The 15,796-nt window shown below is 68.3% G+C and carries 17 protein-coding genes; 7 read left to right on the top strand and 10 right to left on the bottom strand.

The window, feature by feature from the left end; all coding sequences use genetic code 11:
• Window positions 1–227: 227 nt before the first annotated feature.
• On the bottom strand, window positions 228–848 hold the full coding sequence (locus AC0VYP_RS12275) for an SDR family NAD(P)-dependent oxidoreductase (RefSeq protein WP_475474239.1): 621 nt from the start codon (window positions 846–848) through the stop codon (window positions 228–230).
• A gap of 212 nt (window positions 849–1,060) precedes the next feature.
• Between AC0VYP_RS12275 and AC0VYP_RS12270 the strand changes: the two genes are divergently transcribed.
• Window positions 1,061–1,678, top strand: coding sequence for a TetR/AcrR family transcriptional regulator (locus tag AC0VYP_RS12270; protein WP_475474238.1), 618 nt, complete (start codon window positions 1,061–1,063; stop codon window positions 1,676–1,678).
• A gap of 371 nt (window positions 1,679–2,049) precedes the next feature.
• Here AC0VYP_RS12270 and AC0VYP_RS12265 read toward each other — a convergent pair whose 3' ends face one another.
• Complete coding sequence (locus AC0VYP_RS12265) at window positions 2,050–3,057, bottom strand: NADP-dependent oxidoreductase (protein WP_475469725.1); 1,008 nt, start codon at window positions 3,055–3,057, stop codon at window positions 2,050–2,052.
• A gap of 207 nt (window positions 3,058–3,264) precedes the next feature.
• On the opposite strand from AC0VYP_RS12265, the gene AC0VYP_RS12260 reads away from it, so the two are divergent.
• Both AC0VYP_RS12260 and AC0VYP_RS12255 read left to right on the top strand, forming a co-directional pair.
• Window positions 3,265–3,750: a winged helix-turn-helix transcriptional regulator gene (locus AC0VYP_RS12260; RefSeq protein WP_475469723.1), complete on the top strand. Its 486-nt coding sequence runs from the start codon at window positions 3,265–3,267 to the stop codon at window positions 3,748–3,750.
• Between the two features lie 446 nt (window positions 3,751–4,196).
• Window positions 4,197–5,144: a GlxA family transcriptional regulator gene (locus AC0VYP_RS12255; RefSeq protein ID WP_475469721.1), complete on the top strand. Its 948-nt coding sequence runs from the start codon at window positions 4,197–4,199 to the stop codon at window positions 5,142–5,144.
• A 3-nt stretch (window positions 5,145–5,147) separates the two neighbouring features.
• Here the strand turns inward: AC0VYP_RS12255 and AC0VYP_RS12250 are convergent, their stop codons facing one another.
• Window positions 5,148–5,423: a hypothetical protein gene (locus tag AC0VYP_RS12250; RefSeq protein WP_475469719.1), complete on the bottom strand. Its 276-nt coding sequence runs from the start codon at window positions 5,421–5,423 to the stop codon at window positions 5,148–5,150.
• A 1-nt stretch (window position 5,424) separates the two neighbouring features.
• The gene (locus tag AC0VYP_RS12245; protein WP_475469717.1) at window positions 5,425–5,889 is read right to left on the bottom strand and encodes a hypothetical protein; all 465 of its coding nucleotides are present in this window, start codon (window positions 5,887–5,889) and stop codon (window positions 5,425–5,427) included.
• Window positions 5,890–6,144: 255 nt separating this feature from the next.
• Here AC0VYP_RS12245 and AC0VYP_RS12240 point away from each other — a divergent pair, with 255 nt between their 5' ends.
• Both AC0VYP_RS12240 and AC0VYP_RS12235 read left to right on the top strand, forming a co-directional pair.
• Complete coding sequence (locus tag AC0VYP_RS12240) at window positions 6,145–6,633, top strand: GNAT family N-acetyltransferase (RefSeq protein ID WP_285759812.1); 489 nt, start codon at window positions 6,145–6,147, stop codon at window positions 6,631–6,633.
• A gap of 371 nt (window positions 6,634–7,004) precedes the next feature.
• Window positions 7,005–7,832 carry a S1 family peptidase gene (locus tag AC0VYP_RS12235; protein WP_475469715.1) on the top strand — a complete coding sequence of 276 codons (828 nt, stop codon included), beginning with the start codon at window positions 7,005–7,007 and terminating at the stop codon, window positions 7,830–7,832.
• A 315-nt stretch (window positions 7,833–8,147) separates the two neighbouring features.
• Here the strand turns inward: AC0VYP_RS12235 and AC0VYP_RS12230 are convergent, their stop codons facing one another.
• Entirely contained in the window at window positions 8,148–9,098 is a 951-nt protein-coding gene (locus AC0VYP_RS12230; protein ID WP_475469713.1) for a helix-turn-helix transcriptional regulator, read from the bottom strand.
• A gap of 81 nt (window positions 9,099–9,179) precedes the next feature.
• Complete coding sequence (locus AC0VYP_RS12225; protein ID WP_475469712.1) at window positions 9,180–10,061, bottom strand: SDR family NAD(P)-dependent oxidoreductase; 882 nt, start codon at window positions 10,059–10,061, stop codon at window positions 9,180–9,182.
• Window positions 10,062–10,186: 125 nt separating this feature from the next.
• Between AC0VYP_RS12225 and AC0VYP_RS12220 the strand changes: the two genes are divergently transcribed.
• Window positions 10,187–10,792 carry a TetR/AcrR family transcriptional regulator gene (locus tag AC0VYP_RS12220; RefSeq protein WP_285759808.1) on the top strand — a complete coding sequence of 202 codons (606 nt, stop codon included), beginning with the start codon at window positions 10,187–10,189 and terminating at the stop codon, window positions 10,790–10,792.
• Between the two features lie 116 nt (window positions 10,793–10,908).
• Here the strand turns inward: AC0VYP_RS12220 and pip are convergent, their stop codons facing one another.
• The 4 genes from pip to AC0VYP_RS12200 form a co-directional block, all read right to left on the bottom strand.
• Entirely contained in the window at window positions 10,909–11,880 is a 972-nt protein-coding gene (pip, locus tag AC0VYP_RS12215) for a prolyl aminopeptidase (RefSeq protein ID WP_475469711.1), read from the bottom strand.
• Between the two features lie 325 nt (window positions 11,881–12,205).
• Entirely contained in the window at window positions 12,206–12,817 is a 612-nt protein-coding gene (locus AC0VYP_RS12210; RefSeq protein WP_475469709.1) for a TetR/AcrR family transcriptional regulator, read from the bottom strand.
• Window positions 12,818–13,239: 422 nt separating this feature from the next.
• Complete coding sequence (locus tag AC0VYP_RS12205) at window positions 13,240–14,448, bottom strand: PLP-dependent cysteine synthase family protein (RefSeq protein ID WP_475469707.1); 1,209 nt, start codon at window positions 14,446–14,448, stop codon at window positions 13,240–13,242.
• Window positions 14,449–14,573: 125 nt separating this feature from the next.
• Window positions 14,574–15,227, bottom strand: coding sequence for a helix-turn-helix domain-containing protein (locus AC0VYP_RS12200; RefSeq protein WP_475469705.1), 654 nt, complete (start codon window positions 15,225–15,227; stop codon window positions 14,574–14,576).
• Between the two features lie 268 nt (window positions 15,228–15,495).
• Here AC0VYP_RS12200 and AC0VYP_RS12195 point away from each other — a divergent pair, with 268 nt between their 5' ends.
• Entirely contained in the window at window positions 15,496–15,789 is a 294-nt protein-coding gene (locus tag AC0VYP_RS12195) for a DUF4287 domain-containing protein (protein WP_285759803.1), read from the top strand.
• The last annotated feature ends 7 nt before the right edge of the window (window positions 15,790–15,796 follow it).

Raw genomic sequence — 15,796 nt, 5'->3', positions numbered from 1 at the left:
ACACGGGTTTCCCTCTGAAGAACCGGTTGGCGGGGTGCCCCGAGCGTCCGCCGCTCGTCGGTGCCCGGTGCCTCCGTGCCACCGGGCACATGCCCTCCCGCCGCATCCCGCGTGGCCTTCGCGACCAAGGCTCGAATCCTCCTGTGCCCGGTGTCTCCAGGAAGTACCTGAACGCCTTCTGGGGATCGATCCCCCGGGCGGAGCGGCAGGCGAGCCGCGCGGCCGCATCAGATCTGGTTCGCGCCACCGTTGACGTAGAGGTTGGCGCCCATCATGTAGCTGCTGTCCGCAGAGGCGAGGAAAGCCACCGCGGTGGCGACCTCCTCCGGGCGCCCGATCCGGCCCATCGCGACCTCGGCACCGAGCTTCGCCTTGAAAGCGGCTGAGTCCTCCTCGCCGACGAGTTCGGTTATGCCGGAGGTGTCGATCGGCCCGGGCGAGACCGCATTGACGCGAATGCCCCGGCTGTTGAGTTCGTTGGCCCAGGTCCGCGCGAAAGACCGGACAGCGGCCTTGGACGCCGCGTATGCGCCGAACGCCGGTGTGCCGCGGTCGGCGGCCGTGGAGGCGTTCAGAATGACCGAGGCGCCGTCGTTGAGGAGTGGCAGCGCCTTCTGCACGGTCAGGAGCGTGCCCTTGACGTTGACCTCGAAGACGCGGTCGAAGTCCTCGCCGGTGGTCTGCTCCAGCGTCGCGAACGAGGCGGTGGCCGCATTGGCGAACAGCACGTCCAGGCCCCGGCCCCGCTCGCGTACCGCGTCGTACAGCCGGTCCAGGTCGGCCGTGTCGGTGATGTCGCCAGGCACCGCGACGACCGCGGAGCCGATGGACTCGACCGCCTCCTTCAGCTCGGCCTCACGTCAACCGGTGATGAACACGTGCGCCCCCTCGGCCACCAGCCGCGCAACGGTGGCCCGGCCGATTCCCCGCGTTCCGCCGCCTGTGACGACAGCCGTCTTGCCTTCGAGTGTTCCCATGAGTGACCTCTCCCTATTTATGTTCCAATCGGTACAGAAATGGACTGTAGCACTTCCGGTCCACTCGGTACAGAAGGGGTATGATGCGGAGCGTGGAAGATATACACAGGGCGCCGATCGGCCGGCCGCGAGGGTTCGACACCGATGAGGCCCTACAGCGGGCCATGGTCGTCTTCTGGGAGCACGGCTACGACGGCGTGAGCCTCACCGACCTGACCCGCGCGATGGGAATCACCAAGACCAGCATGTACGCGGCCTTCGGCAACAAGGAGGACCTCTTCCGAAAGGCCGTGGAACGTTACGCCGAGGACACTGCCTCCTACAGCATCCGAGCACTACAGGAGCCCACCGCCCGGGAGGTGGCCACCGTCTATCTCACCGGCTCCGTCCGTGCCTCGACCCAGGACAGCCGTCCGGCCGGATGCCTCGGCGTCCAGGGCATCCTGGCCGCAGGCCACCTCGGACAGAACGCTTGCGACATGCTCGCTGCGTGGCGCGACGGCAACCGGGCACATCTTCGTGACCGCTTCCAACGCGCCATCGACGAAGACGACCTGCCCGCGGGCACCGACCCGGACACCCTCGCCCGCTACCTCATGACCATGGCGAACGGAATCGCAGTCCAGGCGGCCGCGGGCGCCACCCGCGACGAACTCCAACGGGTCGCGGACGCAGCCCTTTGCAACTGGCCACCCGCCTGAGATTGTTCTTCGGCCTACCCCGGGCCTGCCGGGCTTGCCGATGGCCTTGAGGGTCTTGTCGGCGTCGTAGCGGGGTGCCTTGCGTTTGTTCTTGGCGAGGATCAGGCCGACGGGTCCGGTCGGGCGATCCGCGCGCTCACGGCGCGGCGTCCCTGTTCCAGGGCGCGCAGGTCCTCCATGTTCAGGTCCATGAAGAGGTCATCGCGGAACGGCTTCCCCCATCAGGCGCCCCACCACCCCCTGGCCGAGTCCGTCGTCGTCCTCAACGACTGATCGGAACTTCTCCGAAGTCACGGCCAGGGGCAAAGCAACCCGTGGGGAGCTTCGGGGCCGTCGCTCTGCGCCATGTGACGCCCGGATTTCCAGGGGGATCAGGTGGTCATGCGAACGACGACCTTGCCTTTGGCTCGGCCCCGGTCCAGGTGGACGAAGGCGTCAGCGATCTCCTCGAAGGGGAAGACACGGTCGGTGACGGCCTTCAGGCGACCCTCGTTGACAAGGCGGGCCAGCAGGGCGAGGTCGGGTCCGCTGGGATGCATGAAAAGGAACCGGTAGACGACGCGGTGGGCCCGAGCCTGGCGTCGAAGCTTCGCGCTCGCAAGCCACAGCAGGGCGGAAAGCCCGAATCCTCGGCCCAGATCCTTGCGGGCAGTGACGGGCTCGGGTGTCCCGGCGATGGTGACCACCTTGGCCCCCGGCTTGAGGATGGTGAAGATGTCGGTCAGATCCCGACCACCGATCAGGTCCAGGGCGCCATCGTAGTCGCGTAGGTGTTCGGCGAACTTCTGCTCCTTGTAGTCGATGACCGTCTTCGCGCCCAGTGAGCGCACCAGATCCGCGCCCTGGGCAGAGGCGGTCGTCGCGACCTCAGCCCCCATCCAGGTGGCGAGCTGGATGGCGAGCGTTCCGACGCCCCCGGCACCACCGGAGACGAATACCCGCTGTCCCGGCTGCACGTCGAGTTCGTCGCGCAGTGCCTGGAGCGCGGTGAGACCCGCCAGCGGCAGCCCCGCGGCGTCGGTGAAATCGAGGGAGGAGGGCATCTTCGCGGCCAGGTCGGCGGGGACGACCACGCGGGGCGCGAAGGCCCCCAGGCTCAGCTTGGTCACCCTGGCGAACACCCGGTCCCCAGCGGTGAAGCCGGTAACGCCCGCTCCGGCCTCCCGCACGACTCCGGCCAGTTCGTTCCCGGCCACTCGGGGCAGCTTGAGTCCCAGCAGCGGTTTCAGGCCGCCCCGGCGCAGCTTGGAGTCGAGGGGGTTCAGGCCTGCGGCGCGCACGTCGATAAGCAGCTCTCCCGGACCCACGGTTGGTTCCGGGACCTCCCGCATCTGCATCACATCGGCGTTCCCGTACCCGGTCAGCACATAACCCTGCATGACGCCCCGCCTCTTCAGTCCATGTCCGGAGCATGGGTCGATGCCTCTCATGCACGCGCATGCGAGTCGTGTCGGCAGGGAACGAGAGCGGCCCCGAGGGTCGTGCTCAGGCCACGCGTCCGACGCCGACGACACTAGCTGAGTATATAAAAATAAACTCAGCCTCGGGTAGAGTCTCTCCCCATGGACGCGTGGATGGAATCCGGCATGGAAAGTGCGGTGGCCCCTCGGCTCGACCGGGACGCGTCGAACTGTTCGATCGCGCGGACTCTGGAGATCGTCGGCGAGAAGTGGACGATCCTGATCCTGCGCGAGGTCTGGTACGGCTCGTTCCGCTTCAGCGACTTCGAACGAGTCCTCGGCTGTCCTCGCAACCTCCTCGCCGCGCGGCTCCGAATGCTCGTCGAGCAGGGGATCCTGGTAACCGAGACCTACAAGGAGCCAGGTTCGCGCAGCCGACCGAAGTACGTGATCACCCCCAAGGGCATGGACCTGGTGCCGGCTGTGATGGGGCTCCTTCAGTGGGGCGACCGCTACCGCGCGGCCCCGGAGGGTCCGACCGTCCTGGTGCGACACCGTGGATGCGGTGCGCGCGTCGAGGCCCAGACACGCTGTGACCACGGCCATCATGTGCAGGCCCATGACATGGAGAGCGTCCCTGGCCCGGCCTGTCTCCCCAAGCCTGCGCAGTGACAGCGGTGTTCCCTCTTCCGTGGAGAGAGAGGGCAGACGCGTCCGCGTTGACCGCTACGAGCCGCGCCGGGCACCGCCGATCTGCCAAACGCGCCGGTGGACGAGCGGCGAGGCGGCTGACGAGGGCGACCACCTCTGTCTCACGGCTGATGACACGGTTGTTGATGGAACCCCGTATTGGCGGCTCTTTGACCCGTGCGGCATGTGCCTGTTCCCGCGCGTCCGTGACAGGGGCCGGCCGCGTGCCGCCAGTCCTCGGCCTTGGCCGGGGCCTCCTTCCAGTGCCCGACCGGGCGCGTAATGGGGCCGGGGGAAGAACTTCTGGCCACGCAGCTACTCGCGGGATGCTCTGCGCCCGGCGGGAGCTTCGGGAGAAGCGGGCCTCTTCGTGGGTGTCTTCGCGTTCCCCCGCGTGACGGGAACCGAGCGGTTGCTAGATTATCGCCATGCACACCGTCGTCGTCCTCGCACTGGACGGGGTCGTCCCGTTCGACCTGTCCGCTCCTGTCGAGGTGTTCGGTCGTGCCAGGCTCCCCGACGGGCGCCCTGCCTACCGGGTCCAGGTCTGCGCGCCGACCGAGGAAGTCGACGCGGGAGCCTTCGTCCTGCGCGCATCCGCGGGACTGGAGGCGCTGGCCGTCGCCGACACCGTGATCCTGCCCGGCACCGATCCCCTGGCCGACAAGGTCCCAGAGGAGGTCCTCGACGCGATACGCGCAGCCGCCGCCGACGGAACCCGTATCGCCTCCATCTGTGCGGGTGCATTCGTTCTCGCCGCCACCGGACTGCTCGACGGGTTGCGGGCGACCACCCACTGGCTGGGCACCGCGGAGCTCGCCCGGCTCCACCCCGGGGTCGACGTTGACCCCGACGTTCTCTTCGTCGACAACGGTCAGCTGCTCACCTCAGCCGGAGCCGCAGCCGGGTTGGACCTGTGCCTGCACATGATTCGCAACGACCACGGCTCCGCGGTGGCAGCCGACGCAGCCCGTCTCTCGGTGATGCCACTGGAGCGCGACGGCGGTCAGGCCCAGTTCATCGTGCACGAGCAACCCGCGCCGGACGGGGCGTCGTTGCAGCCGCTGCTGCACTGGCTGGAGGAGAACTCCCACACGGAGCTCACGCTGGACGCCATCGCCGCCCGCGCCGCGCTCAGCTCCCGGACCCTCAGCCGCCGTTTCCGCGAGCAGACCGGCACCACTCCCCTGCAATGGCTCAACCGCGCCCGACTGCGGCGGGCCCAGCACCTCCTGGAGGCCACCGACCACCCGGTCGAACGGATCGCCGGGCAGGTCGGATTCGGTTCGTCCACGACGTTTCGCGATCGGTTCAAGCGCCTCGTCGGCACCAGTCCGCACGCCTACCGCCGAGCGTTCCGAGGCGCGGCGCAGTAGAGGTCAGCGCGGTGCCGCCGCCTTCCCGCCGTGTTCGAGTGCCCAGATGGCAAGGATGCCGCCGGCTCCGGGGAGCAGCGAGCAGAGCCGGGCCGACAGGGGCGCGTCGCGCACCGTCCAGGTCGCGGCGATCACCATCAGATAGGCGCAACCGTGGAGCGGGCCGGTCGCCGAGGTCACGACCGCCCAGTGCACCGTCCACAGATTCACCAGCAGAGCGGCCAGCGACAGTGCCTCGACCGCGGACGCGGCGCGCAACAGGGCGGGGGCCTCACCCATGTCAGGCCCCCGTCGTGGAGCCGGGGCGCACGATCATCAGCACGACCACGATCGCCCAGAGGAGGTTGAAGATCCCCGTGGACATGCCCAACCGGGCGGCGAGCCGCGAGGGGGTGGCATCGGCGGGGACGCCCAGTCCCTCGACCGCGCGCTGCTGGCCGGGTAGCACCACGGTGATCAGGATCGCTGCCGCAGCTGCGGTGAGGACGATGGAGGTGATCAGCCATGCGTCGCCGAGCACATCCAGGCTGATGGCCGTGGCCAGTCCGAAGATGGGAACGACGACCCCCAGGACCGCATAGACCCGACAGACGCGGTGCAGTGCGACGACGACCGGCCGGGCATGGTTTTCGGGAGAGGCGTACGCCAGGCGGACGTAACGGGGAAACATGCTGGCGGCCACGGATACCGGGCCGATGGCGATGATCGCCGCTAGAACATGCACACTGAGCAGGAATTTTGTCACGGTTCGGGTCTTTCGCGGTGTCCGGATGCGGCGTATGCGCCCATCCGGCTGGGTGGACGGCTGCGGTCCGGGCAGCCCGGCGCAGCGAGTACAGGCCGTGTAGCCGGCGATCCGACGCTAGTCACACCCGATGATCATGGGCAGTGGCCAGAACGCCAAATAACCCCGAATTCTCGCCACCCTGTTTTCTGCCACGCCGAGGAGAGCGGGAAAACCGCTCGCCCCGAGCCGTTCCGGTGCGCCAGGCTGGACACCATGCTGATCAGAGAGGCGACCGCTGCCGACTGGGATTCGATCTGGCCCTTCCTGCGCGCCATCGTGGCCGCTGGCGAGACCTTCACCTGGGATCGTGACACCAGTGAGGAGCGGGCCCGGGAGATGTGGTTCCAGCAGCCGCCCGCACGGACGATCGTGGCGGTGACGGACGACGGCGCGATCGCCGGGAGCGCCAAGACGAACCCCAATCACATGGGGCCGGCCGCCCACATCGCCAACGCGAGTTTCATGGTCGATCCCGCGCATGCAGGGAACGGTGTGGGGAGGGCCCTGGGCGAGTACGTCCTGGAACAGGCCCGCATCGAGGGTTATCGGGCGATGCAGTTCAACGCTGTGGTGGCGACCAACACCCGGGCCGTTCACCTGTGGCGTTCGCTGGGCTTCGAAGTGCTGGGCACGCTGCCCGAAGGCTTCGACCATCCTGTCCACGGATACGTGGGGTTGCACATCATGCACCGGTGTCTCTGACCGCACGTACCGCTTCGGTCGGAGACGGGAGTCCTGACGGTCGCCGTCGTCGAGGACCGGCCGGTGCTGGAACCGGCCCCCTCGTCGCCGTTTCGCTGCCGTCTTTTGCTCCCGCACCTGGTGAGGTGGCCACCGTGGCCAGGGACCTCCGCCGGCCGTTGTGGGGCGCTGACACCACGACACCGTGGCACCCGGACGCCCGGACCCACCGGTACCGACCTTGGGAACTCGGGAACCCCGGCGGGGCCGACTTTTGTAGGGGGTGGATTGGCTCTCGCGGACGATGTCCCCACGGTGCCGGCTCCCTAGGGTCGTATGTGACGGCAAGCAACGATGCGGTCACACGCACAATCGAAGGGATTGAGACGGACATGGTCGGCATCCACGGGAACCGGAACGGGCGAGGCCGAACGGTAGCGGTCGCAGGGGCGGTGGGAGTCACCTCACTGCTCGGCACGATGGTGCTGGCCGCGCCCGCCTCAGCCGTCATCGGCGGGGTCAACGCCACCGAGGAGTACCCGTTCGTGACCGCCCTGTTCGACGACCAGGGCCTGCACTACTGCGGAGGTTCGTTGATCGATGAGCAGTGGGTGCTCACCGCCGCCCACTGCTCCGACTTCGACCTGCTCAACACGGAGAGCATCTCCGTGCGGGTGGGCAGCAACGACCTGGGGGAGGGCGGCAGCGAACGCACGGTCGCCGAGGTCGTCCAGCACCCGGACTACGAGATGGAGAACGTCAGCGACGATCCCGACTACCCCAACTCCAACATCCTGGTGCGCAAGGACATCTCACTGCTGAAGCTGGACTCCCCGGTCGAGCAGACCCCCATCCGTATCGCCGAGGACCGGCCGCAACCGGGTACGGAAGTACGCGCCCTGGGCTGGGGCGTGGTCGATGAGCTGGGCTGGGAGCCCAAGCCCGAGATCCTGCAGCAGCTCGACACCGAGATCGTGCCCGACGACCGATGCGCCGAGCTCGACGGCGAGCTGTGCTCCGAACACCCCACCGATGAGGCGCAGGTCTGCTCGACCGACTCGGGCAGCCCCATGATCCGCGGCAGCGAGGGCGACTGGGAGCTGGTCGGCTTGACCAGCCGTGACGGCGACTACGACGAGAACGTGGCCTGCGTGGGCCCGTGGGTCTTCACCGAAGCGGCCAAGTACGGCGACTGGGCCGCCGACACGGTCGGGAAGTAGCCCGCGCTTGGGGCCCCGGCAACGTTGCGGCGCGCAGGTGCCGTTGGGGAACCGGGGCCCAGGATCGCAGTCCGGCGACTGAGGGCCGAGATCGCGACGGCTCCCCGCAACCCTGGGTTGCGGGGAGCCGTCCTCCTGTCGGGAAAACCTCGGACGGGCAGAACGACTGACCTCCATAGGAGTGTCCCCGGGAGCGGCGTCGTGTCCGCCCCGTGTTCCCCGACAAGCGTTCCCGCCGTGCTTTCCCGTCAGGGCGGACGGCCCCACGTGATGGCTGCTCCTGGTGGTGGGCGACGAGCACGACCCTTCGCAGTACTAGCCGGCGGCGCGGGTATAGCGGGCTCCGAGTTCGCGCAGGTGGTCGGCGAGGCCCGGAGCGTCAACGATGTCGAAGTTGACCCCGATCATCCCCAGGTAGAGGGCCAGTCTCTCCGGAGAGTCGTTGCCCGTGTGCAGCAGGCAGCAGTGCTCGTCAACTGCTTCCAGGGTTCCCCAATCGGGGTCCCACCCGGTCAGCGATTCCGCCGACGCGTGCAGCCGTACGACGGCCCGGTAGCGGATCGCCGCGCCGACCACGCCGGCGACCACATAGGTGGAGACATCGCCGCCTGGTGCCTCACGCGGGACGAACCGGGCCCCGTTGGGTCTGCGCAGCAGCATCCGGTCCACCCGGAAGGACCGCCAGTCCTGCCGCGCGGTGTCCCAGGCGGCGAGGTACCAGCGGCGATGGGTGTGGACCAGCCGATGGGGTTCCACTTCGCGGGTGCTGGCAGCACCGTCGTGATCGAGATAGTCGAACCGCAGACGTTCGTTGTCGCGGCAGGCTGCGGCAACCGTGCCGAGGACGTCGGCGGACACGGCCGGGGTCTCGGCGGCCACCGCCACCGTGGCGGAGTGCAGGGCGTTGACCCGGCTGCGCAACCGGGCGGGCAGCACCTGCTCCAGTTTTGCCAGCGCCCGCAGTGATGTCTCCTCGATACCAACCACCGTCCCGCCCGCGGCGGTACGCAGTCCCACCGCGACCGCCACCGCCTCCTCGTCGTCGAGCAGCAGCGGGGGCATCTGCGCACCTGCTCCGAGCCGGTATCCCCCGGCCGCGCCGGGAGTGGCGTCCACCGGGTAACCCAGTTCACGGAGTTTTCCGACGTCGTGCCGGATGGTCCTGGTGGACACCCCGAGCCGTTCGGCCAACTGCGGACCGGACCAGTCCCGGGACGTCTGGAGCAGGGACAAAAGACGCAACAGCCGCGCGGAGGTTCCCAACATGGCCTCATTGTGCCCGTTGTCGCGGAACCGTTTCTTCCGCGATGTCCTTCGAGCCCACCGCTGTGAAGAACGGCGTCGGACTCAGAGACCGTGGCCTTCCGGAGCGGGAACGGCCTGCTCGGCGGCCCGGCTGGTCTCCTCCCATGCCGCCCAGGTCGTCATGCGTTCGCGCGAGACGTCGAAGGCCAGGTCGTAGACCCTGCTGCCCAGGAGCAATCGCAGCGGTGGATCGTCGCTGTCCACGAGCTTCATGAGAGCTTCGGCGGCCAGAGCCGGCATGCTGTCCACCGACTCCTCGGCGAACCGCTTCTCCAACTCGGCGCGCAGCGGCGCATAGGCGTCCAGTGGTTCGGTCGCGGTCAGCCCGGCGGTGTAGAGGCCGGTCCAGTATCCGCCCGGTTGGACAATGGTGACCTTGACGCCGAACGGTGCGGCCTCAGCGGCCAGAGCCTCGCTCATCCCCTCCAGCGCGAACTTGCTGGCGCTGTACATTCCGGTCAACGCGAAGCCGCCCAGCGCGGCGATACTGGAGACCTGCACGATGTGCCCCGACCCCTGGGCGCGCAACCAGGGCAGAACCGCCTGGCTGACCCACAGGGCACCGAAGAAGTTGGTCTCCATCTGGGCGCGGGCCTGTTCCTCGCCGAACTCCTCCAGCATCCCCATCGCCAGGAAGCCGGCATTGTTCACGACGATGTCGAGGCGGCCGAAGTGACGCGCCGCGGTGTTGACGGTCTGGCGGACCGCGGCCCGGTCGGTGACGTCCGTTCCGAGGACGAGAAGGCGGGCACCGTACTCGGCGGACAGCGGTGCCAGGTCCTCGGTGGTGCGGGCCACGGCGACCGCACGGTCGCCCGCTTGCAGAGCGGCTTCGGTGAAGGCCCGGCCCAAGCCTCGGCTCGCACCGGTGATGAACCAGACGCGATCGGCGCTCGCGTCGGTTGACGAATCGGTAGAGGTCATGGACGGGGCTCCTTTGCATCAATTCCGAGACGAACCGTCTCGGCTTGTCAATGCACACTGTACGCCCCTGTTCCACAAAAGCAAGACGGTGCGTCTCGTCTCATTGTTCCGGTATGCTCCCCCGCATGACCTCGCAGCGCAACGCGCCCAACGTGGCCAGGCGCAACCAGAGCACTCGCCGCGCCATCCTCACCGCCGCGCTCGATCTCGTGGCAGAGGTCGGATACGCGCGCTTGAGCGTTGAGGGAATCGCAGCCAGGGCCGGGGCGGGCAAGCAGACGATCTACCGATGGTGGCCTTCCAAGGGCGCGGTACTGTTCGACGCCCTGCTGATGCTCGGCGAAGGGCAGGGAGACCGGCCCAGCGAACTCCCCGACACCGGCAACCTCGAAGCCGACCTCACGACGGTGCTGCATGCCACCGTCGAGGAGTTCAACGACCCCCGTCTCAGCGAGCCGATGCGCGCCCTGACCGTGGAGATCCTCCTCGACCCGGCCCTGGCCGCCGACTACACCGAACGCCTCGAAAACCCGATCAAAGAGCTCAAACGCCGGCGGCTGCGCAGCGCACAGGAGGCCGGACAACTCGCCGCCGATGTAGACCTCGACGTGGCCATCGAACTGCTCTGGGGGCCACTGCGCAATCGCTGGCTGCACAACGAGGGCCCGCTCACCACACAGTTCGCCGACACCGTGATCGAGACCGCTCTCAACGGGCTACGCGCCCGCTGACCGTTTCGCCTCCCCCGCGAGAAACCCCGGTGACAGGCAGGCGTCGAACAGGGAGAAGACCGGCTCTTCGTATCCCCGCACCGGGTGTCGTCCCACCGGCGTCGGTGGGATTTTGTTCAGCGTGCGGCCGACCGGTCGGCGAAACCGTCCACGGCGTCGAGAAGCCGGTCACGCATGGTGTCGCTCCCCCGGTGCCCGGAGTCGTCGATGACGAGCAGCCGGGCGTCGGGCCAGGCCCGGGCGAGCTGCCAGGCGGTGTCCAGCGGACAGCTGAGGTCCAGCCGGCCGTGGATCAGGACCCCCGGGATCCCGGACAGGCGTCCTGCGTCGCGGAGCAGGGCGCCCTCTTCCAGCCAGGCGCCGTTGGCGAAGTAGTGCGTGACGATCCTGACCAGTGCCAGCCGATCCCTGGCGGGCCGGTTGCCATAAGGCGCCGGGCGGCCGTTGGGCTCCATCGAGACCACCGCGTCCTCCCACGCGCACCAGTCGTCGGCCGCCTTGGCCCGGACTGCGGCGTCGGGGTGTTCCATGAGGCGTGCGTAGGCCGCCACGAGGTTGCCGCCACGGTCCTGCTCGGGCAGCCCGGCCCGAAACCGCTCCCACTCCTCGGGGAAGAGCAGTCCGGCTCCCCGGTAGAGCCAGTCGATCTCCGACCGCCGGGTGGTGGTGACGGCGATGAGGACGATCTCGGAGACGCGGTCCGGGTGCTGCTGGGCGTAGGCCAGGGACAGCGTCGATCCCCAGGATCCGCCGAAGAGCAGCCAGCTGTCGATGCCCAGGTGCTCGCGGAGGCGTTCCATGTCCTCGATCAGGTGCCAGGTGGTGTTGCGGCTCATGTCCGTGGCGGGCTCGCTCGCGTGCGGGGTGCTGCGTCCGCAGCCACGCTGGTCGAACAGGACGATCCGGTAGCGTTCGGGATCGAACGTCCGACGGCTGCCTGCCGAGCACCCCGACCCGGGGCCTCCGTGGACCACGAGCGCGGGTTTGCCCTCCGGGTTGCCACAGACCTCCCAGTAGACGAGGTTGCCGTCACCGGTGTCGAGCATCCCGTAGTCGTAGGGCTCGATCGGCGGGTGCTGCTGGGCCATGGCAGGGTCTCCTCGGAGTGCGGGCGCTACCGCACCATTGCAACACGGGATGTCCGACCACACATCCCGACCACGGGCAACACGGGTGTGCACATGACTGCGCCCCGACCGGGCCGAGACGGACATGCTCGGCCGATGCGAACACACGAATACCCGCAGTCGCCCGGACCACGAACGGAAGACGCCGTCGCCCCCTCTACCGCTCGGCGCGGACGTTCCGGCGCCGGACGGGAGGCGCACACCTGGCGCCGCGCCTGACGATTCCCCGCTCCAGCGCGGCGTACGCACCGGGCCGGAACGCGCGGTTGCCGCTCCACGGCCACCGTCAGCGCGCCCCGGCCAGGCCGCGAGGCGGCCCCGCGAAAACCTCGACCATGCCGACGACCTCTTCCGGGACGTTTCGGGACCACGCACGACCGGGCTTGTGCCGGCGGATCGAGATGATGCCGTGCAGGGCGATCGAAAGCCGGTTGACCGCCTCGACGGCCTTGGCCATGTCGCCGACGAAACCGGTGGCCAGCAGGTCCCGGGCCATCGACCCGATCAGCTCCTTCGACCAGGAGTCAACGACGCCTGGATCCTTGAGGCGCTCGGTGCTCTCGAAGAGCAGTTGGTAGGGGCCCGGGTACTCAAGGCCCCACAGCACGTAGGCCAGGGCGGTCGCGTCGAGTCGTTCACGCGGATGTGCGGATGTGCGCCCCGCAGAGTCGATCCGGGTGCGGACATCGGTGAAGTGCTGGTCGAGCACCGCGTCGATGAGGGCGGCCCACGAATCGAAGTGCAGGTAGACGGCGGTCGCCGAGACGTTGCAGGCGCGGGCGACCGCACGCAGTGAAGGAGCAGGAGCCGGGCTGGCTTCCAACAGCATCACCGAGGCGGCGTCCATCAGGGCCTGGCGCAGGTTCCGGCTGTCCCGTTTGAGAGGGGCGGTGGTCATGGATTCTCTCCATCGCTGGTCGTTTGTCGGCTGGTGTCCGGACCGGGACGACGACCCCATGTCCGGTACGGACCGCCGGAACCGTCTCGCGGCGAGTTCTCCGCTGTTCTGCCACGCGCCGACGCGAAGAGGGGGCCGGCCGCCCGAACAGACCGGTCGGTACCGTCGCGCGGGGTGGGCACGAGCCGGTCCGGCGCTGTGCCGGAGCGCGGAACCATGTCCTTCGCCCGGTCCACAGGGAAGCCCCGGGGTCTGGCCACCGCCGTCCCACCCGGCGCCAAGCCGGCCATCCCCGGGTGGGGAAGGACCGCTTGGCGCTTGCGGTTCCCGGTGGAACCACGCACGATTCGCCCTCGGCGGGGGTGGCGGAGAACCGGGGGTCCACGGTGGCGGACTGTGGTGCCCGTCTCCCCGGGCTGCGGTCAGGCTTCCCGGGCCCTGGGGACCGCGGTGGCCGGAGGTTCGTTCCAACGGCCGGTCGCCAGGAAGTCCTCCAACGTCTTGGTGTACGGGGTCAGGTCGAGTTCGAGCGTCTGTTGCACCCAGGTGTCGTCGTAGTAGTTGTGCATGTAGCGCTCACCCTGGTCGCACATGAGCATCACGACACTCCCCTGTTCGCCGTCGGACAGCATCTCGGCGACGATCCGCAGCGCTCCCCACAGGTTGGTGCCGGTGGAGGGACCGGCCCGGTGTCGCAACCGGTCCAGCAGCAGGCGCATGGCTGCGATGGAGGCGGCGTCGGGCACCGAGATCATCCGGTTGACGACAGCGGGCAGAAACGACGGTTCGACGGTTGGACGCCCGATTCCCTCGATGTGGGAGGGGCTCCCCTTGATCCAGGTCGAGGGGTCCGGCGGCCACTGGCTCTTCGGACGGCCCTCATTGGCCACCCAGTTGGGGAAGAACGCCGAGTTCTGCGGGTCCACGATGCAGACCCGGGTGTCCCGCCGACTGAATCGGATGTGCCGTCCGATGGTCGTCCCGGTCCCCCCGGTGCCGGCTCCCGCAACGATCCACTTGGGGTCGGGATGGCGCTCCTCGGAGATCTGCCGGAAGATCGTTGCCGCTACGTTGTGGTCGTCGCGATAGTCGTAGGCGCGCTCGGCGTAGGTGAACTGGTCTATGAAATGGCCATTGGCGGACTCCTTGGCGAGGCGGGCGGCCTCCTTCTCGATGTCGCCGTCGGGGCCCGGGTTTCTCACCTCGCCCCCGTAGGACTTGATCAGGTCCACCTTCTCCTGACTGGTGCTCGTGGGGACGACCGCGGTGAAAGGCAGGCCCAGGAGTCGGGCGAAGTACGCCTCGGAGACCGCTGTCGAACCACTGGACGCCTCGAACACGTGGGTGGTGGAGTCGATCCATCCGGTGCACAGCGCGTGCAGGAACAGCGCACGCGCCATCCGGTGCTTCAGGCTCCCCGACGGGTGGATGGACTCGTCCTTGATGTAGAGGTCGATACCCCATTGCGCGGGAAGCGGGAACTGGAAGACATGGGTGTCCGCCGAGCGAGTGGCATCGGCGTTCAGCACGCGGATCGCCTCTTTGACCCACCCTCGTTTGCGACTGTCGAAATGGTTGACGATCCGCGTTGTGACGGTGTCCGTGTCCTGTTCGTTCTCTGTCGTGGTCATGCAGTCGTGATTACCCGGCCCCCCGGACAGGGATCACGGCGATGAAAAATCGAACCGCAGGCTCCTGACCTCGTCCTTTCCTGGGGCTTTGCTCCCGATGGGTTCGGGGGGTTTCGGGCCCTCCGCTACTGGTGATCAGGGGCATCCGGCCCAGGGCGCACGTCGCTGTCACCGGCCCGGTGCGCGGACCGACCGGCGGCGGGGCGGGCACGGACGTGCATCCGTTCGCCCTGCGCTCCGAACAGGCTGAGGAACTCCACGGGTTGCTTGCCGGCGTTGGCGAACCCGTGCGGGATGCGGGTGTCGAATTCGGCGGCCTCGCCCGCGGTGAGGACCAGATCGTTGTCGCCCAGGGCCAGGCGCAGGCGGCCGGACAGCACGTAGAGCCATTCGTAGCCCTCGTGAGTCCCCTGTTCGGGGCGCGCGTCCGTGATCGTGCCGGGAGGAAGGATCTGCTTGTAGGCGTGCAGGCCCCCCAGGTAGCGGGTCAGTGGGACGAAGATCTGGCCGTGCCTGGTGAAGGGGCGCGCGTGAATCCGGGGGTCGCCGGTCTCCGGTGCGCCGACCAGTTCGTCCAGTTGCACGTTGTACGCCTTGGCCAGCGGGAGCAGGAGCTCCAGGGTCGGTTTGCGCTTGCCCGACTCCAGCCGGGAAAGGGTGCTCAGGGAGATGTCCGTCGTCTCGCTCAGCTCCGCCAGAGTGATGCCGCGTGCCTGACGCAGTGCCCGCAACCGTGGGCCGACGGCAGTCAACACCCCGGGAATTTCATCGTCTGCCATATCCCTATTTGCTGCTACGGCAAAGGGATTTGTCAAGTTTTCTCTCGTAGGGTGCGTTGCGCCGGCGGCCGGTTCGGACAGGTGCACGCGGTGATCGGTCGCCCCGGCGAGGGTGGACGGGGCTGCGGGTTCGGTTGTGGACATTGCTGTTCCCGAGGGGGTAGAGGGCACGGGATCCCTACTGCGGCGGTGGCGACGTTCGCCGGAAATGTCACCGGCCCGTGCGATGATCGGGAGATCCGTCCAGCGGGCCAAACAAGGAGAACCCGTGTCGTTCCAGGCGTATCTCGACGCGATCGAGGACAAGACCGGCCTCACCCCGCGTACGCTCGTCGATCGCGCCAAGGAGAAAGGATTCGACGACCCTGCCGTCAAGGCCGGGGTCATCGTGCAGTGGCTCGCCGACGACTACGGTCTGGGCCGAGGCCATGCCCAGGCACTCGTCCACGTGATCAAGAAGGGACCGCAGATCAGCAGCAAACATGTGGGCACCACGGGCGCACACCGCGACGCTTCCGACACGCTCTGGCTCGACGGCAAGGCCACCAAACCCGCGCAGTGAGGACAAC

This window comes from Nocardiopsis sp. iso_186, from assembly GCF_056173365.1.
This window is presented reverse-complemented; position numbering and strand designations above follow the sequence as displayed.

Excerpts from the sequence above, each read along its gene's own strand:
- AC0VYP_RS12220 (WP_285759808.1), top strand. The coding sequence starts at position 10,187 with ATGACCTCGCAGCGCAACGCGCCCAACGTGGCCAGGCGCAACCAGAGC.
- AC0VYP_RS12235 (WP_475469715.1), top strand. The coding sequence starts at position 7,005 with ATGGTCGGCATCCACGGGAACCGGAACGGGCGAGGCCGAACGGTAGCG.
- AC0VYP_RS12205 (WP_475469707.1), bottom strand. The coding sequence starts at position 14,448 with ATGACCACGACAGAGAACGAACAGGACACGGACACCGTCACAACGCGG.
- AC0VYP_RS12250 (WP_475469719.1), bottom strand. The coding sequence starts at position 5,423 with ATGGGTGAGGCCCCCGCCCTGTTGCGCGCCGCGTCCGCGGTCGAGGCA.
- AC0VYP_RS12255 (WP_475469721.1), top strand. The coding sequence starts at position 4,197 with ATGCACACCGTCGTCGTCCTCGCACTGGACGGGGTCGTCCCGTTCGAC.
- AC0VYP_RS12200 (WP_475469705.1), bottom strand. The coding sequence starts at position 15,227 with ATGGCAGACGATGAAATTCCCGGGGTGTTGACTGCCGTCGGCCCACGG.
- AC0VYP_RS12230 (WP_475469713.1), bottom strand. The coding sequence starts at position 9,098 with ATGTTGGGAACCTCCGCGCGGCTGTTGCGTCTTTTGTCCCTGCTCCAG.
- AC0VYP_RS12225 (WP_475469712.1), bottom strand. The coding sequence starts at position 10,061 with ATGACCTCTACCGATTCGTCAACCGACGCGAGCGCCGATCGCGTCTGG.
- AC0VYP_RS12260 (WP_475469723.1), top strand. The coding sequence starts at position 3,265 with ATGGAAAGTGCGGTGGCCCCTCGGCTCGACCGGGACGCGTCGAACTGT.
- AC0VYP_RS12240 (WP_285759812.1), top strand. The coding sequence starts at position 6,145 with ATGCTGATCAGAGAGGCGACCGCTGCCGACTGGGATTCGATCTGGCCC.
- AC0VYP_RS12270 (WP_475474238.1), top strand. The coding sequence starts at position 1,061 with ATGCGGAGCGTGGAAGATATACACAGGGCGCCGATCGGCCGGCCGCGA.
- AC0VYP_RS12265 (WP_475469725.1), bottom strand. The coding sequence starts at position 3,057 with ATGCAGGGTTATGTGCTGACCGGGTACGGGAACGCCGATGTGATGCAG.
- pip (WP_475469711.1), bottom strand. The coding sequence starts at position 11,880 with ATGGCCCAGCAGCACCCGCCGATCGAGCCCTACGACTACGGGATGCTC.
- AC0VYP_RS12210 (WP_475469709.1), bottom strand. The coding sequence starts at position 12,817 with ATGACCACCGCCCCTCTCAAACGGGACAGCCGGAACCTGCGCCAGGCC.